The sequence below is a fragment of the Thalassobacter stenotrophicus genome, assembly GCF_001458315.1.
GTDB lineage: Bacteria > Pseudomonadota > Alphaproteobacteria > Rhodobacterales > Rhodobacteraceae > Thalassobacter > Thalassobacter stenotrophicus.
Genome location: NZ_CYRX01000009.1, coordinates 1 through 18142, shown reverse-complemented (window position 1 = coordinate 18142; position 18142 = coordinate 1). Strand labels below are relative to the sequence as shown.

The following is an 18142-nucleotide window of genomic DNA, read 5'->3' as shown; positions in this document are numbered from 1 at the left end:
CATGACGCAATCTGTGCTTTTTGACCCGCTGATCCCACTCACCCTATTGGCAGGCATCGCCCTGATGATGGCCGCCTTGTGCGCGCTGTGCGCGGCGCGTCGATTGCCCGGATGGTGGCTTCGATTGTTGGCCGCCTCCGCGTTGGTGCTAGCACTGGCCAACCCGTCGCTCCAAACCGAGGACCGCAGCCCCCTGTCTGACATCGTGTTGATCGCGGTGGACGAAAGCGCGAGCCAAGGTTTGGGCGACCGTCGCGCGCAGACCGAAGCCGCCCTTGAGGACACGCTTGATCGGATCACCGAGTTGGGCATGGATGCCCGCGTCGTGCGTATTGGTGACGGGGAAAACAACGCTGGTACACGCGTGATGGCGGCCCTTGGTAACCTGTTAGCAGAGACCCCACGCGCCCGCGTTGCCGGTGCTTTGATCCTGTCCGACGGACAAATCCATGACGCAGAACTAGCACCCGACATCCCCGCGCCCACGCACCTGCTGCAAACCGGACGCAGCACCGATTGGGACCGTCGCCTAAGCGTGCGCAACGCACCCGCATTTGCGATTTTGGATGAAGAGTTCACCATCACACTGCGGGCTGATGATCTGGGTGCGGCCCCTGCCGGCGCGATCAGCACACCGGTGCAAATCTCAATCGACGGCGATGCGCCCCGGACATTCGACATCCCCTTGGGTCGGGACCTAGAGGTGCCTTTGGTCCTACCCCATGGCGGCATGAATATCCTGCAATTCACCCTGCCCGAGGCGGAGGGCGAATTGACGACCCGCAACAACAGCGCCGTAGTCCAGATCAACGGCGTCCGTGATCGCCTGCGCGTTTTGTTGGTGTCTGGTCAGCCCCATCCAGGCCAACGGACATGGCGCAATCTGTTGAAGGCGGATTCAGCCGTTGATCTTGTGCATTTTACAATTCTGCGCCCCCCCGGCAAACAGGACGGTGTGCCGGTGACGGAACTCTCGCTCATTGCCTTTCCGACGCGGGAGTTGTTCCTCGAAAAAATCGACGAATTCGATCTCATCATCTTTGATCGCTACCGACGTCGCGGGATCCTTTCGCCGCTCTACCTCGCGAATGTGGCGGATTACGTGGCGCGAGGTGGGGCAGTTTTAGTCGCCGCAGGGCCGGATTTCGCTTCGGCCGATAGCCTTTATAGATCGCCGCTAGAAGATATCATGCCCGCGGCCCCAACGGCCCGTGTGGTGGAACAGGGGTTTGCCCCCGCAATCACCGAAATGGGCAGCCGCCACCCAGTCACACAAGGCCTAGAAGCCTATGGACCGGGGAGCGCGGATACCGACGGCACGGCCCCTTGGGGTCGTTGGTTCCGGATGACCGAACTGCGCACAGAACCCAACGCGCAAACCGTCATGGAAGGGCCCAATAACGCGCCGCTGTTGGTGCTGGACCGCGTGGGCGAAGGTCGTGTCGCGCTATTGGCCTCTGATCACGTATGGCTTTGGGATCGCGGGTTTGAGGGCGGCGGTCCGCAGTTGGAACTGCTGCGTCGCCTTGCCCATTGGATGATGAAAGAGCCAGAGTTGGAGGAAGAGGCCCTGACCGCATCGGCCGTTGGACAGGTCGTCACGATCACGCGGCGCACCCTGAGCGGGACACCAGAAACGGTGGTTATCACGCGCCCCGATGGAACGGAATTCGCACTCACTCTGAACGAAGACACACCGGGCCGTTTCGTTGCCGAATTCACGGGCACGCAGCAAGGTCTGTATCGGCTGAGCGAAGGCGACCAAGAGACTGTGTTTGCCCTCGGCCCTGCCGCTCCGCGCGAATTTGTGGACACAATCGCAAGTGCTGCTCCGATCGCAAACGTGCTTGCGGCCCGCAGAGGCGGTGCAGCATTGTTGGAGGACGGCACACCGGACCTACGCACCGTGCGCGAAGGCCGAACCGCAACAGGACGTGGCTGGGTTGGATTGACCCCACGCGAAGCCTTTCAGACCAACAGCCTACGGATTACATCGCTGGTGCCGCCATGGCTGTTTTTGATGCTGGCAGCACTGTTGACTGTGTTTGCTTGGTTACGGGAAGGACGCAAAAGCGCATGAGCGGTGAACATGATCTAGTGACGCTTTTGCGGAGCCTAAATGCAGTGCTTCAGCCTGATACCTACGTTTTCGTGTCTCGACCGGGGCAAGGCATCCCACCCGATCTTGTCCCGCGTATGGTCTTCCAAGAATCTGAGGGCACTACATTCATCGTCCTGCGTGACGAGGCGGAAGCGCTTGGGTGGAGTTATGAATTTCCGTGCCGAATGATCACGTTGAACATTCACTCAGCCTTGGATGCGGTCGGGTTTTTGGCCCGGATCACAACGGTACTCGCCAAGGCCCGCATGGGGGTTAACCCGGTGTCGGGGTTCTATCACGACCACCTCTTTGTGCCCGAAGACCGTGCAGATGATGCAATGGCCATATTAGCCCAATTGGCGGCCGATAGCTAATCGCGCAGGACCAGCACCGATGCCTTGGCGTGCCGCACAATCCGCGCGGCGTTGGCCCCCAGCAAGAAATCCTGCAGCTCTGGTTGATGTGATCCGACCAAGATGAGGTCTGCGCCCAAGGCCTCAGCCTCCGTTAGGATCATGTCATATACTTTGCCGGTCAAAACATGGGTGCGCGCGTTCAAGTTGGCGTCGGCGATTGCCTCCATCAACTGGACATGCGCGGCCTCTTTGCTGCGCGCCTCAAAGTCGTCGGATAAAAAAGAGCCAACAACCGCCATCCCGACGGAGGGCACAACGTTGATGACATGCAAGGCGCAGTCCCAGTCTGCTGTCAGGGCCTTGGCTGCGGACAAAATGCGTTGGGTTTCTGCCTCTTCAGAGACATCAACGGCGATCAAGACTGTTTTGAACATTCAAGCCTCTCCCAATTAGCCAGCCAGTGGTATCCTCAAACATCAGCCGTTTTTTGAGCATTCTGCGAGGATTGAGATCCGGGAGGGATGTCGGTGCGCTGGGTCATCTTTGTCCCGGCGCACCGTTTGTTTTAGAAATCGAGGTTTTCCACGCTTAGCGCGTTTTCCTGAATGAAGGCGCGGCGGGGTTCCACCACATCGCCCATCAGCTTTGTGAAAACATCATCCGCCTCGGCAAGATCTTCAATCTTGACCTGCAAGAGCGTACGCGCATCAGGGTCCAACGTGGTTTCCCACAATTGGTCTGGGTTCATCTCACCTAAGCCCTTATAGCGCTGCAATGACAGGCCTTTTTCGCCTTCGGCCAACACGGCTGCCAGCAATTCCTGCGGGCCATGGATGATCGTTTCACGCTCCTTGCGCTGCAAACGCGCGGGGTCATTGTAGACCTCGCGTGTGCGCTCAGCGACATCGGCCAGCTTGCGCGCCTCACCTGAGCGGAGCACAGCACCGTCAAGTGTCCGCACCTCCTCGACGCCGCGCAAAACGCGTGCCAAGCGGATGCCGTGATCTTGTGTAATCCGGCCCGTCCACCCGCGCTCGTATTCCAAAGCAACAAGATCCAGACGCTTGGCGACTGCATCCGCGACAGACTGCAAATCAGCGTCCGCCTTGCCAGGATCAAAGGCACCAGCAATAGCGGCTTGTTCCAGAATACGACGGGGGTAATGCGTTGGGAACGCGTCCAAAATCCGCTTGAAGCTACGCGCACCTTCTACAACTCGTGCAAGGTCTTGGCCCGCCAATTCCTCACCGGAGGGCAGGCGCAGAACCATTCCGTCAAGGCCCTGAGCCACCAGATAATCATCCAAACCCGCTTGGTCCTTGAGGTAAACTTCGGACTTCCCGCGCGACACCTTATAGAGCGGCGGCTGCGCGATATAGAGGTATCCGCCTTCAATGATTTCAGGCATCTGGCGGAAGAAGAACGTGAGCAAAAGCGTCCGAATGTGCGCGCCGTCAACGTCCGCGTCGGTCATGATGACGATCTTGTGGTAGCGCAGCTTGTCGATGTTGAACTCGTCACGGCCGATCCCGGTGCCCAAAGCGGTGATCAGCGTGCCGATTTCTTGGCTGCCGAGCATCCGGTCGAAACGCGCGCGTTCCACGTTCAGGATTTTACCACGCAAGGGCAGAACTGCCTGATTGCGCCGTGAGCGACCCTGCTTGGCGGACCCGCCAGCACTGTCACCCTCGACCAAGAAAATCTCAGAGTTCGCAGGGTCTTTTTCCTGACAGTCAGCCAGTTTACCCGGCAACGAAGCCACATCCATCGCGGTTTTACGGCGCGTCAGTTCACGGGCTTTGCGCGCCGCTTCACGGGCCAACGCGGCTTCAATGATCTTGGAAACGATCGTTTTGGCCTCATTCGGGTGCTCTTCGAACCACTCCGACAGCTTCTCATTCATAAGGCCTTCGACCGCCGGACGCACCTCGGACGAGACCAGCTTGTCCTTGGTTTGGCTCGAAAATTTCGGATCAGGCACTTTTACGGACAGCACACAGGTCAAACCCTCACGTGCGTCATCCCCGGTGAAATTCACCTTCTCACGCTTGGCGATCCCGGAGGATTGCGCATAGGCGTTGATGGTCCGTGTCAGTGCGCCGCGCAGACCCGCAAGGTGGGTGCCGCCATCGCGCTGAGGAATGTTGTTGGTGAAGGGCAGAACCGTCTCATGGTAGCTGTCGTTCCACCACATCGCGACCTCAATCCCGATGTCGTCTTTTTCCCCGGTGATAAAGATCGGGTCCGCCATACCGCTGGTTTTTGAACGATCCAGATAGCGCACGAATTCCTGCACGCCGCCCTCATAGAACAGCTCGGTCCGAAGCGGCTCAGCGGGGCGTTCATCCTCAAGAATAATCCGAACGCCAGAGTTCAGAAACGCAAGCTCGCGCAGGCGGTTTTCCAGCGTTTTGAAATTGTATTCGAGGTTCGAGAACGTCTGGAGCGAGGCAAGGAACCGCACCTCAGTGCCGGTTTCCTCAGTCTCGGAGACGACCTTGAGATGCTCGGCGGTGTCGCCATGCTCAAAGCGCGCAATATGCTCTTTGCCTTCACGCCAAACGCGCAGCTCCAGCCAATCCGAAAGCGCGTTCACAACCGACACGCCCACGCCGTGCAGACCACCCGACACCTTGTAGGAATTGCTGTCGAATTTACCGCCCGCGTGCAGCTGGGTCATGATGACCTCGGCCGCAGAGACGCCTTCTTCTTCGTGCAAACCCACCGGAATGCCCCGGCCGTTGTCGCGCACAGAAACACTGCTGTCGGCGTGGATTTTAACACTTACGTGGGTCGCATGTCCGGCCAGCGCCTCATCGATCCCGTTGTCCACCACCTCGTAGACCATGTGGTGCAGACCGGAGCCATCATCGGTATCCCCGATGTACATGCCGGGCCGCTTACGCACAGCCTCCAAGCCTTTGAGAACTTTGATAGAATCGGCGCCGTATGTTTCCGGCGTCTGAGTGGCGTCAGCCATGTGGACAGACCTCTTGTTTGGTCCGCAACTTATAGCGGTTTACCCTACCCTTGTCACGCGCAGACCCCCACATTTAGCGGTTTGTGGTGACGTCCCGCTTAGGCGATCCGACCATCTGAATCCAAAGGCCAAAATGGGTTGAAGGAATACTCCCACGCGTGACCATCGGGGTCCGCAACATAGCCAGAATATCCGCCCCAAAACATCTTTTCTGGGGCCCGCAAAAGCGTTGCTCCGGCGGCAAGCGCGCGTTTAACCGCGGCGTCCACTTCTGCTTCGCTCAGCTGGTTTTGCGCCAAGCTTGAAGAGCCAACACCACATTCCTCAGGCGCACGCCCTTGTTCATGTGCAAGGTCATCGCGCAGATAGAGACCAAATTTTGCGCCACCAAGGTCGAAAAAGGCGGTTTACTCTAGAACAGTTTCCGGCTCAAAGCCCACGGCGCTGTAGTACGCGAGCGAGCGTTCCAGATCACACACGCCTAGTGTGATCAAAGAGATGCGATTGCCAATCATAGTGTCGCCTCCTCAACGAGCGAGGCGGCCTGTGTTTCGGCCACCTGATACACCGCGGCGCGGGACCCAAAGTCCGTAAACAAATTGCGGTCCGTTCCGGTCAAGAAGGCCTGCGCGCCCAGTGCTGTAATCTCATCATACAGGGCTTTGCGGCGCTCTGCATCCAAATGTGCGGCAACCTCATCCAACAGCAACACGGGCGCTGCCCCGGTCGTGGCATGAAGGGCACGGGCATTCGCAAGGATCAGCGAGATCAGAAGCGCTTTCTGCTCTCCGGTGGAGCAGTGCTTGGCGGGTACGTCTTTGCGGACAAAGATTGCCTCAAGATCAACGCGGTGCGGCCCCACAAGCGTACGCCCAGCCGCCATGTCGCGCGGGCGGCTTTCCGCTAGGGCCGCGCGTAGATCATCCGGGTTTTCAGGGGCAACAGCGCCATCAGGCAACGAAATCGACAAGGCCCCCGTAGGGAAATCTGCAACCGTGCTTTGCTGCGCGTCCTGCAACACCTCAAGCGCGTTGCGCCGGTTGAGCGAGATCTCCGCTCCAAAGCGCGCCATCTGGCTTTCGAGTGCGGCATACCAATGGGCATCGCGCACACCGTCCTTGAGCAGGCGATTGCGGTCGCGCATAGCCTTTTCGTAAGCCAGCGTAATTTCGGCGTGATCGGGGGTAAAGCTCATGGTGGCACGGTCCAAGAACCTACGACGCCCCTCTGCCCCCTCGATCCACAGACGGTCCATCGCAGGGATCAACCACAGCACACGCACCAATCGCGCCAATGCCGTTTGCGGCAACTGTTTGCCGTCAATCCGGGTTTGCCTTGGTTGGCCAGGCTCAGCCTGAAGATCAACTTCATAGACCTGCGCATCCGTCGACACCTGTGCCGCAATTTTCCAACCAATCGCTTCAGGCCGACGGATCAAATCCTCCGCAAGGGCGCGGCGCAAACCACGCCCAGGCGACAAAAGTGATACCGCTTCAAGGATGTTGGTTTTGCCCGCACCATTCGCCCCGAACAGGACGACAGGCCTGCCATCAAGCCCTATCTGGACTTGATGATGAGACCTAAAGTGCGACAGGCGCAGAGATGTGATGATGTGGCGCGACGGTCGAACCAATCGGGTCTCACACCCGCATCGGCATGACCACGTAGACCGCAGAGGTATCATTCCCCTCACGCATCAAGGTCGGGTCGCCGGAGGAGTTGAACAAGAACACCGCATTCTCACGATCAACTTGGCTTGCGATTTCAAGAAGGTACTTGGCGTTGAAGCCGATCTCCAACCGCTCATCGCCATAGGCCACAGCAAGCTCTTCTTCAGCGGCACCGCTATCGGGCGCATTGACGGACAGCACCAAGCGGTCTTCGTCAAGTTGCAGCTTCACGGCGCGCGAACGCTCAGAGGAGACTGTCGCCACACGATCAACCGCGCTTGCGAATTCGGCGGCATCCACCTCAAGCTTGCGGGTGTTACCCGTAGGGATAACGCGGGTGTAGTCGGGGAACGTCCCGTCAATCACCTTGGAGGTCAGGGTGATCCCCGGTGTTGCGAAACGGACTTTCGTCTCGGAGACAGAGACCGCAATGGTCGCCTCATCATCGTCGAGCAGTTTGCGCATTTCGCCAACCGTTTTGCGGGGCACGATAACGCCGGGCAATGTCTCAGCCCCCTCGGGGAGGTCGGCGTCAACACGGGCCAAACGGTGACCATCCGTCGCCACACAGCGCAGCACTTTGCCGCCCTCGGCATCAGCCACATGCATATACACGCCGTTCAGATAATAGCGTGTCTCTTCGGTAGAGATCGCGAACTTCGATTTGTCGAACAGGCGGCGCAGAGCAGGGGCCTTGCAGCTAAAGTTACTCGCATACTCAGAGGAGGCCATCACGGGGAAGTCCTCCTTCGGAAGGGTTGCGAGGCTAAAGTGCGAGCGACCCGCGCTCACGGTCAAACGGCCGGTTGCAGGTTCTTCGGATAGTTGCACCAAAGCGCCATCGGGCAGTTTGCGTACGATCTCATTCAGGATCACAGCGGAGACGGTCGTCGCGCCAGCGCGCTCAACCTGAGCCGGTGTCTTGTCGACAACTTCGATATCAAGGTCGGTCGCGCGAAAGCTAACCTCTGCGTCAGCCGCTTCCATCAACACGTTCGCAAGAATTGGGATGGTGTTGCGCCGTTCGACCACGGACTGCGCCTGGCTGACCGCTTTTAGGAGTGCGGCGCGTTCGATGCTGAATTTCATAATCCATCCCTCGTAGGCTGTGGGGCTTTGACAGTAGACAAAGCCCCAGCAGGTTCAATGCCTTTTAAGAGGTTAACTTTCGAGTTTCCGCTCTAAAAGCAAGGCATCTTCGGCAACTTGCGAGTCTTGAGTGATCAATTCCTCAATCTTGCGGACACCGTGCAACACAGTTGTGTGGTCACGCCCACCAAATTTGCGGCCAATCTCGGGGTAGCTACGAGGCGTGAGCTTCTTTGCGAGGTACATCGCCATTTGGCGCGGCCGCGCGATAGAACGCGTGCGGCGCGCAGAAACCATATCGGACATCCGCAGATTATAATGCTCACAGACTTTTTTCATGATCTCATCGATGGTCAGCTTACGCTCAGAGGCGCGCAGAATATCGGCAAGACAATCTTGCGCCCGATCCAGCGTGATTTCTCCGCCAACCAGCGTCGAGAACGCGAAAAGCCGAGTCACGGCCCCTTCAAGCACACGGATGTTGCTCGAAATACGGTCAGCAAGAAATTCGAGGACGCCGGGAGCTACGGCCAAGTCTGGGTTTTGCGCCCGGAATTGCGCCATCTTGTGCTGCAACACACCAAGGCGCAGTTCAAAGTCGGCGGGGTGCAGGTCTACGACCAGACCGGATTGGAGGCGCGAACGAATGCGCTCTTCTAGATCAGTGATATCTGCAGGCGAACGATCAGCCGAAATAACGATCTGTTTGCCTTGGTCAATCAGAGCATTGAACGTGTGGAAGAATTCGTCCTGCGTGCTTTCTTTGCCCGCAATGAACTGGACATCGTCCACCATCAACACATCAACAGAACGGAACAGCTGTTTGAAGCTGATCGTGTCCTTTTCGCGCAACGCTTGGATAAAGCGGTACATGAACTGCTCAGCCGACAGATAAAGCACGCGCAGGTGCGGTTGGCTGGCCTGAAGTTCCCACGCGATGGCCTGCATGAGGTGGGTTTTACCCAAGCCTACGCCACCATACAAAAACAGCGGGTTAAATCCGACGGCATTGCCGGCAGCCACACGACGGGCCGAGGCATGGGCCAGTTCGTTGGGCTTGCCCACGACAAACGCATCAAACGTAAAGCGCGGATCGAGCGCCGCGCCCGGAAGGTCGGCGTTGACAGCCACGGCAGGTTTGCGTGCAGCGACAGGCGCAGGCGTGACCGCAGCCTTGGGCGCAGGTGCCGCAGCCGTATTGGCCACGATGCACTCAAGACGATCAGCGCGCACACCAGCTGCGGTGCAATGGCGCAAAATCACGTCGGAGTAGTTTTGGGTGACCCAAGACCCAATGAAATTGGTCGGCGCGACAAGGCGCAAGACGCTTCCGTCAAGGCGTTCAAACCCAAGAGGCTCAATCCAGGCAGTGTAGTTATTGTTCCCAACCGATTTGCGAATCTGATCGCGCACCGCCCCCCAGGTATCATTTGTCATTGTGCCTCTTTTCCCAACTCGGACTGTCGTCGCATCTATGTTTGCCGCCACGGTAACCCACTGGCTTTCCAGCCATTGAGCGCCCCGCGCCGACCTTGTGCGTCACAATCTCCCTCAAACCCGTTCACGACATTGATGCATGGCACGTCTAAACCCTCAGCAGACAGGGCGTCGGCCACGGCATATGCCGCGCTCAGTGATCTTGCGCCGGACCGACAGATAAACAGCAGGTGCGATGGAACATTTCCACCGATGCTGTCCATGAACGTCCGAACGAACGCAGGATTAGGGGACATATCTGGATAAGCGAGCCATTCGATCTGCGTGACCGTTTGCTCAACTTCCGACAGGTCTGGACCGCCCACAAATCCCCATTCGGGACGGGTCCGGACATCGATCATGAGTGCGCGGCTGTCGTTAGACAATATTTCCCATGCTGCCTGAGGTAAAATCTCAGACACCAGCGTCGATCCGCTCTTACTCATACCAATCCCCTAAGGTGCGATGTGACTCGCTGGAATGTGATAGCAAGTGCGCAAAGGCTCCATCAATGGAACAATGATATTGACAGCGGAGTCTCTGAAAAAGAATCTAATGAGGCCGAGAAATGTCACACCCCAAACGCAAAACGCGCCCCCAAAGGGACGCGTCTTGTAAGCTGTATATTTTTGGGACTTAGGCGCCCATGGACTTCACACGGGAAGACAGACGCGAAACTTTGCGCGAGGCTGTGTTTTTGTGGAAGACGCCTTTTGTCACGCCGCGCATAATTTCGGGCTGAGCAGCTTGCAGCGCAGCTTTTGCGGCATCTTGGTCACCGGAGGCGATCGCCTCTTCAACTTTGCGCAGGAACGTCCGGATGCGCGAACGACGGGCTTTGTTTACTGCAAAGCGACGCTCATTCTGACGGGCGCGTTTTTTAGCTTGGGGCGAATTTGCCATGGTGTTTGATCCTTGTTCCGGGGCCCGCTGCATGTGCGTTGGGCGCAAATTTAAGTGCAAGGGGCAAACCCGGTCTCCGGGCTTGGTACCGGACGAATCTGGCTAAGCGAGCCTCACACGCATGTCTGGCGCGGTGTTTAGGGCACTGGCCGCGCCTTGCCAAGCCCCTATTGCACGGTGTCTTACTTGTCGCGGAACTGAGCTTCGCGCTTTTCAACGAATGCAGCCATACCCTCGGACTGATCCTCAGTCGCGAACAGCATGTGAAAGAGCCGACGTTCGAACAGCAGACCCTCTTGTAGCGAGACTTCGTCCGCCCGGTTGACCGCTTCCTTGACCGCCATCGCCGTAAGCTGGCTTTTTTGCGCGATCTTTTGCGCCGCTGCGAGCGTTTCTTCGATCAGCTTTTTGGCGGGCACCACACGGCTTACCAACCCAGAACGCTCTGCTTCTTCGGCATCCATGAAGCGACCGGTTAGGTGCATGTCCATCGATTTGGATTTGCCCACTGCGCGGGTCAGCCGCTGCGTGCCACCAAGGCCTGCAACAACACCAAGATTGATTTCGGGTTGTCCAAACTTCGCGGTATCCGCAGCAATGATAAAGTCGCACATCATCGCCAATTCGCACCCGCCGCCCAGCGCGTAGCCCGCGACGGCCGCAATAATTGGCTTGCGGCACTTGGCCATTGGATCGACCTCATGGCCGAACATGTCGGAGGCGAACACCTCAACAAAATTCTTGTCGGCCATTTCGGTGATATCGGCGCCCGCTGCGAACACTTTATCGGAGCCAGTCAACACGATGCACCGCACCTTGTCGTTTTCCTGCGCAGATTTAAAGGCCTTCGCCAGATCCGCCAAAAGAGCTTGATTCAGGGCATTCATCGCCTCGGGTCGGTTCAACCGAATGAGGGCCACGTGGTCCTCTACGTCGACGATAAGTGTGTCATAGGCCATGTGAGCAAGGTCCCTAGTGATCCATTTTGAAGCCGGACATTGGCCCGTCACGCCCCAAGGTTCAAGCTATCTTTGGCATTGTGGGCAGTAGAAAGTTGAGCGGCCGGATTGAGTGATTCGATTGATTGTGCCGCTACAATCGGGCGTTACACAGGCTTCGCCCTCACGATCATAGACCTGGAAACGGTGCTGAAAGTAACCCAATTCACCATCCGCTTGGCGATAATCGCGCAAGGATGACCCTCCGGCCTCAATAGCATCGCTTAGGACTTCACGTACGATGGGCACCAAGGCGCTCGTGCGTGCGCGTGCAATCTTGCCGGCCTTGCGGGTTGGGCTGAGCCGTGCGCGAAACAGCACTTCGCAAACATATATATTGCCCAAACCACTTACGATCCGCTGGTCCAACAGCGCGGATTTGATCGGTGTGTTTTTGCCCGACAATGCCTCTGCCAGATAGGTTTCGCTAAACGCGTTACCCAGCGGCTCTGGTCCTAACTTTTCAATCAGCCAGTGGCGATCAATGCCATCGGTCGGAGCCAAATCCATCGCCCCAAACCTGCGCGCATCGTTAAATGTGATCGTTGCGCCGTTATCCATGTGCAGGACTACGTGATCGTGTTTTTGTGGAACCACCTCTTCGTGATGAAACACGCCCGGTGTCGGAGCACCGGCGATCAACATCCGACCAGACATGCCCAGATGGATGATCAGCGTCTCACCTGTATTAAGCTCAGCAAGGATATATTTCGATCGCCGTGCCAAACGCGTCACACGCGCGCCGGTCAATCGCTCGGCCATCTGCTCTGGAAATGGCCAACGCAAATCTGGCCGCCGCACTTCGGCCCGCGCGATCACGGCCCCCTCCATTACGGGCAGCAATCCGCGACGGACTGTCTCTACTTCGGGCAGTTCTGGCATACGGGCTTCCCCCTGTGGCGTGGCGACCTATAAGAAAGGGCAGACAGAGCGATCTGCAAGCTTGAAAGGCCGAAGGCATGGACGAAACACAAAATAAAACGCATTTCGGATTTCAGACCGTCGACGAAACAGAAAAAGCGGGCATGGTCCACGGCGTCTTTTCGAACGTTGCGTCAAAATATGACATTATGAACGATGTGATGAGCGTTGGGATCCACCGCGTCTGGAAAGATGCGATGATGGATTGGTTAACCCCGCGCGCCAATCAGCGGTTGCTGGATGTTGCTGGCGGCACGGGTGACGTGGCCTTCAAATTCCTGCGCCGTGCACCGGGTGCCGAAGCCGTTGTGTGCGACATGACCGAAAGCATGCTGATCGAAGGCCGCAAACGCGCAGAAGCTGCCAGCCTAGACGATAGCCTGGAATGGATTGTCGGCGACGCAATGGCCCTACCTTTTGAAGATAACAGTTTCGACGTCTACACGATCAGCTTTGGCATTCGAAACGTCACGCGCATCCCCGACGCGTTGTCAGAAGCGTACCGTGTGCTGCGGCCCGGTGGGCGTTTGATGGTGCTAGAATTCAGCCAACTGCCCAACCCTATGATGCAAAAGGCGTATGACCTTTACTCGTTCAACGTGATCCCACGCATGGGCCAGATGATTGCTGGCGATAGCGAAAGCTATCAGTACTTAGTCGAATCTATCCGCCAGTTTCCCGATCAAGACACCTTTGCCGGCATGATCCGCCGCGCGGGTTTTGATAACGTTAAGTATCGCAATCTGACATTTGGCGTCGCGGCGCTGCACTCGGGTTGGAAGCTGTAGCCAATGCGCGGTCCTCACAACATTTGGCGCCTGATCCGCACGGGCGCCACATTTGAACGTACGGGCGCCATGGGCGTGGTCCTTAAAGCGATTGATGCGCCACGGCCGTTGCGCATCGCGGCGCACGTCTTGGGGTGGCCGTTTAAATGGCTTGGCCTGCGCGGTGACCCAGCGCTACCGCCAGTCACGCGCGCAATTACAGCGCTTGGCCCCAGCTATATAAAATTTGGTCAAATTTTATCGACGCGTCCAGACTTTGTTGGAGTGGAACTCGCGACACAGCTGCGCGTGCTACAGGACAAGCTGCCACCGTTCCCGATGGAGCAAGCACGCCAAACAATTGCCAGGGAAATTGGCAAACCCGTTGATGCGGTTTTTTCAGAACTGTCCGAGCCTGTTGCTGCAGCCTCTATCGCTCAGGTCCACAAAGCCCGGTTGGCTGATACAGGCGAAGAGGTCGCAATCAAAGTTTTGCGGCCGGGCATCGAACGCGCGTTTCGCAAGGATATCGATGCGTTCTACTTTGCGGCAGGGTTGATCGAATTTCTATCCCCAGCATCAAGGCGGCTGCGCCCCCGCGATGTGATTGCACACTTTGAAGCCACAGTTTTGCGGGAGCTTGACCTAAGGATCGAAACCGCCGCAGCCGCGGAATTTGCCGCCACCACCGCCGGGGATGAGGGCTTCGCTGTTCCCAAGGTCGAATGGTCCCTGTCCAGCCGCGGCATTATGACGATGGAATGGGTCGAAGGCATTCAATTTGCCGATATCGATGCACTGGATGCTGCTGGACATGATCGCGTGGCGCTCGCGGACAAGGTGCTGCAACTGTTCCTTAGCCACGCCCTCCGCGACGGTTATTTCCATGCGGATATGCACCAAGGCAATCTTCGGGTTGGGGCTGATAGCACGATTATTGCCCTCGACTTTGGCATCATGGGGCGGCTGGATGAATACACACGCCGTGTCTATGCCGAGATTCTGATTGGTTTCATTCGCAAGGATTACCGGCGCGTTGCAGAGGTACATTTCGAGGCCGGATACGTTCCCGCAGATCGCGACGTGGATGAGTTTGCTCAAGCGCTTCGGTCCGTTGGCGAACCAATATTTGGTATGGATGCCAGCCGAATCTCAATGGGACGATTGTTGAGTTTTCTATTCGAAGTCACCGAGACTTTTGGAATGGAAACCCGTACCGAGCTGATCCTGCTTCAGCGCACAATGGTCGTTGTGGAGGGCGTTGCGCGCACATTGAACCCAAACATGAATATCTGGCAGGTCGCTCAGCCTGTAGTCGAAGACTATATCCGCGAAAGTCTTGGCCCCCGCGCCTTTGCCCGGGATCTGTTCAAAACGGCCCGTGTTCTTGCGAGATTTGGCCCGCAATTGCCCACCATTACCGAGCGGCTGTTCACATCTCAAACCCAAGCCCAACCGGAGACCACGGCCGGTCAGGGTATCGGCTCTGTTGCTTGGTTCGCGATCGGTGCAGCGACAGCCAGTATCGGAGGCGTCATCGGAGCTGTTCTTTTTTGAGGCCCATACCGTCAATCACGGAGCGTTCCGAACCCCAAGGACCGACGAACTCGGCATCCCAATATCGCCTGGGAAACGCAAAAGAACTTGCCCATCGATCAGCGCCGCTTCCCTGACTTGAGCGAATGTCTCTACATCAGAAACACCAAGCAAACTTCCACTGCTGAAGCTCTCAATCTCAAGATTGTAGATGTCTTCGGGAAGCTGCTCTCCGGTCGGAGATCGTCCAGACCATGTGACTTGCGCGACGTCAGGATCAATCGCAATGCGCTGAACCTCTTGCCCCGCTGTATTTCTAACAACGATCTCGGCAGCATCTGCAACCACTGGCGTGTTCAAAATAAGTGTCTTGTCGGTACCATCCACGGGCACCGGCATCACCGCTCGCGCCTCCATGCCGACCCACGAGGACATTTCACTCATGTTCTGTAACGACATTTGTGCCGACATTTCCTTTAGAAGATCATTTGTTTGCACCGCTTGCTCCACGTTCGAGAACGTTGCCAGCTGTGCGACAAACTCAGTCGAGTCGGCTGGGTTGAGCGGGTCCTGATTCCGAATCTGAGCCGTAAGCAGCTGCAGAAAGGTATCAAAGTCTGAGGCAAGACCATTGCTTTCATCAGTATTTGATATCTGCGTTTTTGGAATGGATTGGGTCGTGTCACCGATAATCATAGCGGCCTCCTAAAATGTCAGATTGAGCTCATTCGGCGTGCTTGAATTTGAACGGGCTGCCGTTGATGGACCCGCGGGAAGCGCATTAGGGGAGATATCGACTACTGCCTCTTCCTGCGCGGCATGGCTCGATCCGTTCTTCCCTTGAGAAGCGTCCTGTTGAGCGTCCGAAGACGTACCAAACTGCAGGTTAAGATCACCCCTTCCTTCTTCCGCAAAGGCCTCATGCAAGAAGTTTGCGTGCCGGCGCATGAGTTCAGCGGTTTCGGGCCGATCTGCAATAATGAGGAGCGTTGTCGTTGCTTCACTCGTTTGAAGAACCATCCGCACCTGCCCTAGTTCTGGCGGATCCAGTGCAATCTCGAGCGGATACCTATCCATTCGGGCACCAGCACGCAGTTGTTCTGCGATCTTCAAAACTTCCTGCGGAAGAGGCGTGGCAGGGTTGCGAGAAATTGATTCAGGGCTGCGTGAAAAACTACTCTGGACCTCGCTTGAGACTTGCGTCGCGATAAGCAAGTCTCCATCGGCTCGGCCCGTATCCCTTAGGCTTCGCTCCACCATCGGGGCGACTTGAGCAACGGCCACCGGCATCATGCTTGTGGTCTGATTTATTCCAACGGGCGCCGCTGGCCCCATTTCTCTCACGTCGTATGTTGGATCCAATGTAGTCGTAGGTGAAATCTTGGGGTCTTGTGGTGGAGCTGGTACCGTTGAAATGGCTTCTGGCTGTAGCTTTTTGGCTCCAGAAACAGCTGGATCATCTTTAATGCTAGCGGCCCGTCCGGCTCGGATGTCAATGTCAGGCACAACAGGTTTGGGCAGTGCAGGTCGATCAGCATTACCAATGTGATCCATGTCCACCATCTTGGACATCACGCCGTCTGGCACAGACTGCATCAACATTGAAGACTCGGAACTAGCGGCGACAGATGAGCCGATACCCATCTGCTTTTCGATCGATGCCGTAGCTTTGTCTGATTTAATCTCAGCAGGGCCGACCAGTTGCACCGAAATGTCCAATATCGGGGCCGACTTTGGCGAGGAAGGGAGCTTGGTTAGCTGCAGCCCACTCTCCGCTATCCCTTGATTAGGTAAGGAACCTTGCGAGGGTCTCGTGGCCTGCCCGTCTATTTGACCGGCATATTGCCCGACTTTTACGGATCTTTGCGTATCACCATCATTAATTGGAACAGTGGGGTGAAACGACGATGGTGCCGTCAAAAGCGAACGGCCTGGGGGAGCGTTGGTTTCACCCCTGGAACCCGCCATAGCGATTGGTTCGCCTTTAGTATTCGACACCGAGCCGGCGTAACCCTGATCAGCACCCACAATCTTTGTATGGTCAACTCGATTAGCCAAAGCTCCCTGCATTTCAAGACGTGGAGAAATTGGTTGTGTGATCTTGGGCGATTCGGAAGGTATCACTAATGAAGGGGGCGCAAGACTTTTCGCCTCGACAGTCGAACCTTGTTTGCCCGCAGCCAACACTTGTTCAATAGTAGCTCTGCTATCTGCAAGCCCTACACTATTCACACTGTTCCCAGTCACTGCAAAACCGGCCACCCCTAATTCGCGTTCAACCGAGACGCTCATCAGTGTTTTTTGACCAAAAGAGGCATTACTTCCGGCCACTGCCGCGGTCAGTGCCCTTGTTTCAAGTAAGGATAGCTTTGATCCCGAGCGTTTCGCATCAAGCGCACCGCCATCAACACTACGTTGAATGTCAGTGTCGGGATATACGCCAAGTTTTTCACCTTTTCCCGTAACCTGTGCAGCAGCTTCGTTAGGAACCGTCACCACTACGTCGCGATCTGCATCACTATCAATATTGGCGCCCTGAGAGTTTGCTCCAATGCTCGCCGCCTGAACGCTTACCTGCGTGGGCTTCAACAATGGCTCGAGCACTGCTGCCTGCGGCTCGAAGCGCCCCTCATCGACGCCATCATCCATTGCCTGTTCATTCTCAAAGCCTGTCGCGGCCACCGCCTCAAGTGATGAATCCTTTGGCGACACATCCATCTCATTGAAATCCGCAATTGATATGTGTGGAGTTCCGTGAAGCGCCCCCCCAAGAGTTAGCCCTTCCATCTTCTCATGCGTGGAATTTGTGATGAATGCCATATCTGACGAACCAGTAGGTAACTCGCCTTCTTGTCGCTTATCCAACCCTACGAATTCATCCCTTTCCAAGGCATTCGAACTTGGGGCAATGGCTGGATCACGTGAAACAGTGCCCACGGCTTGGGTATCACCCGCGTTTGTCAAAGCGGCATCGAACTCACTTTTCAACTCAGGTGCAACCATGCGCCCTGTCGCTACGGCGCTTCGCCCAGAACTGAGGGACGGATTTAAGTTGAGATCGACCATGCTCTCTCCAATGCGGATTTCTTCCGGATGAGATCGCTTTTAACTGCCGGTAGTTACCGATTTATTTACTCAAAGCAGTCAATGTGATCAAAATCACTTCAATTGGAGCAATAACCATGAACCCTTTAGGCACATCTCTTATTACGCCTCAAGGTCACCCCACACAGACCGAAAAGCTTCGCGCACTCGCTATCGATCTAGAAACAACGTTTCTTACTGAAATGGGCTTTGTTGCACAAATCCCATCATGAGGGGATTCACTACGTGAAGCCAGCGTGG

At 56.6% G+C, this 18142-nt stretch carries 15 protein-coding genes and 1 pseudogene; 4 read left to right on the top strand and 12 right to left on the bottom strand.

All coding sequences use genetic code 11. From position 1 onward, the window contains the following. Window position 1: 1 nt before the first annotated feature. A complete protein-coding gene (locus THS5294_RS02165) occupies window positions 2-2080 on the top strand; it encodes a hypothetical protein (protein ID WP_058122459.1) in 2079 nt (692 codons plus the stop codon). Further along, window positions 2077-2475 carry an ACT domain-containing protein gene (locus THS5294_RS02160; RefSeq protein WP_058122458.1) on the top strand — a complete coding sequence of 133 codons (399 nt, stop codon included), beginning with the start codon at window positions 2077-2079 and terminating at the stop codon, window positions 2473-2475. Before THS5294_RS02165 ends, THS5294_RS02160 begins: the two co-directional genes overlap by 4 nt. On the opposite strand, the gene THS5294_RS02155 is transcribed toward THS5294_RS02160, so the two are convergent. From THS5294_RS02155 to mutM, 10 genes and pseudogenes are all read right to left on the bottom strand, one after another. Next, window positions 2472-2891: a universal stress protein gene (locus THS5294_RS02155; RefSeq protein WP_058122457.1), complete on the bottom strand. Its 420-nt coding sequence runs from the start codon at window positions 2889-2891 to the stop codon at window positions 2472-2474. The genes THS5294_RS02160 and THS5294_RS02155 overlap by 4 nt on opposite strands. A gap of 131 nt (window positions 2892-3022) precedes the next feature. Continuing rightward, window positions 3023-5437: a DNA topoisomerase (ATP-hydrolyzing) subunit B gene (gyrB, locus tag THS5294_RS02150; protein WP_058122456.1), complete on the bottom strand. Its 2415-nt coding sequence runs from the start codon at window positions 5435-5437 to the stop codon at window positions 3023-3025. A gap of 98 nt (window positions 5438-5535) precedes the next feature. Further along, window positions 5536-5823: pseudogene (locus THS5294_RS18750) on the bottom strand (VOC family protein); the annotation flags it as partial. Window positions 5824-5948: 125 nt separating this feature from the next. Further along, the gene (gene recF / locus THS5294_RS02140; protein ID WP_058122455.1) at window positions 5949-7070 is read right to left on the bottom strand and encodes a DNA replication/repair protein RecF; all 1122 of its coding nucleotides are present in this window, start codon (window positions 7068-7070) and stop codon (window positions 5949-5951) included. Window positions 7071-7077: 7 nt separating this feature from the next. After that, entirely contained in the window at window positions 7078-8196 is a 1119-nt protein-coding gene (gene dnaN / locus THS5294_RS02135) for a DNA polymerase III subunit beta (protein ID WP_058122454.1), read from the bottom strand. A 72-nt stretch (window positions 8197-8268) separates the two neighbouring features. Continuing rightward, entirely contained in the window at window positions 8269-9633 is a 1365-nt protein-coding gene (gene dnaA, locus THS5294_RS02130) for a chromosomal replication initiator protein DnaA (protein ID WP_038007757.1), read from the bottom strand. 35 nt (window positions 9634-9668) lie between these two features. Then, window positions 9669-10118 carry a rhodanese-like domain-containing protein gene (locus tag THS5294_RS02125; protein ID WP_058122453.1) on the bottom strand — a complete coding sequence of 150 codons (450 nt, stop codon included), beginning with the start codon at window positions 10116-10118 and terminating at the stop codon, window positions 9669-9671. 190 nt (window positions 10119-10308) lie between these two features. Further along, a complete protein-coding gene (gene rpsT, locus THS5294_RS02120; RefSeq protein ID WP_038007753.1) occupies window positions 10309-10575 on the bottom strand; it encodes a 30S ribosomal protein S20 in 267 nt (88 codons plus the stop codon). Window positions 10576-10757: 182 nt separating this feature from the next. Then, window positions 10758-11534, bottom strand: coding sequence for an enoyl-CoA hydratase (locus THS5294_RS02115; RefSeq protein ID WP_058122452.1), 777 nt, complete (start codon window positions 11532-11534; stop codon window positions 10758-10760). 66 nt (window positions 11535-11600) lie between these two features. After that, window positions 11601-12455: a bifunctional DNA-formamidopyrimidine glycosylase/DNA-(apurinic or apyrimidinic site) lyase gene (gene mutM, locus THS5294_RS02110; protein WP_058122451.1), complete on the bottom strand. Its 855-nt coding sequence runs from the start codon at window positions 12453-12455 to the stop codon at window positions 11601-11603. Window positions 12456-12532: 77 nt separating this feature from the next. Here mutM and ubiE point away from each other — a divergent pair, with 77 nt between their 5' ends. Further along, on the top strand, window positions 12533-13282 hold the full coding sequence (gene ubiE, locus THS5294_RS02105; protein ID WP_038007748.1) for a bifunctional demethylmenaquinone methyltransferase/2-methoxy-6-polyprenyl-1,4-benzoquinol methylase UbiE: 750 nt from the start codon (window positions 12533-12535) through the stop codon (window positions 13280-13282). Window positions 13283-13285: 3 nt separating this feature from the next. After that, on the top strand, window positions 13286-14818 hold the full coding sequence (gene ubiB, locus THS5294_RS02100) for a 2-polyprenylphenol 6-hydroxylase (protein ID WP_058122450.1): 1533 nt from the start codon (window positions 13286-13288) through the stop codon (window positions 14816-14818). Between the two features lie 15 nt (window positions 14819-14833). Here ubiB and THS5294_RS02095 read toward each other — a convergent pair whose 3' ends face one another. Continuing rightward, complete coding sequence (locus THS5294_RS02095; protein WP_058122449.1) at window positions 14834-15493, bottom strand: flagellar hook capping FlgD N-terminal domain-containing protein; 660 nt, start codon at window positions 15491-15493, stop codon at window positions 14834-14836. A gap of 9 nt (window positions 15494-15502) precedes the next feature. Continuing rightward, entirely contained in the window at window positions 15503-17863 is a 2361-nt protein-coding gene (locus THS5294_RS02090) for a flagellar hook-length control protein FliK (protein WP_072936699.1), read from the bottom strand. Window positions 17864-18142: the final 279 nt, after the last annotated feature.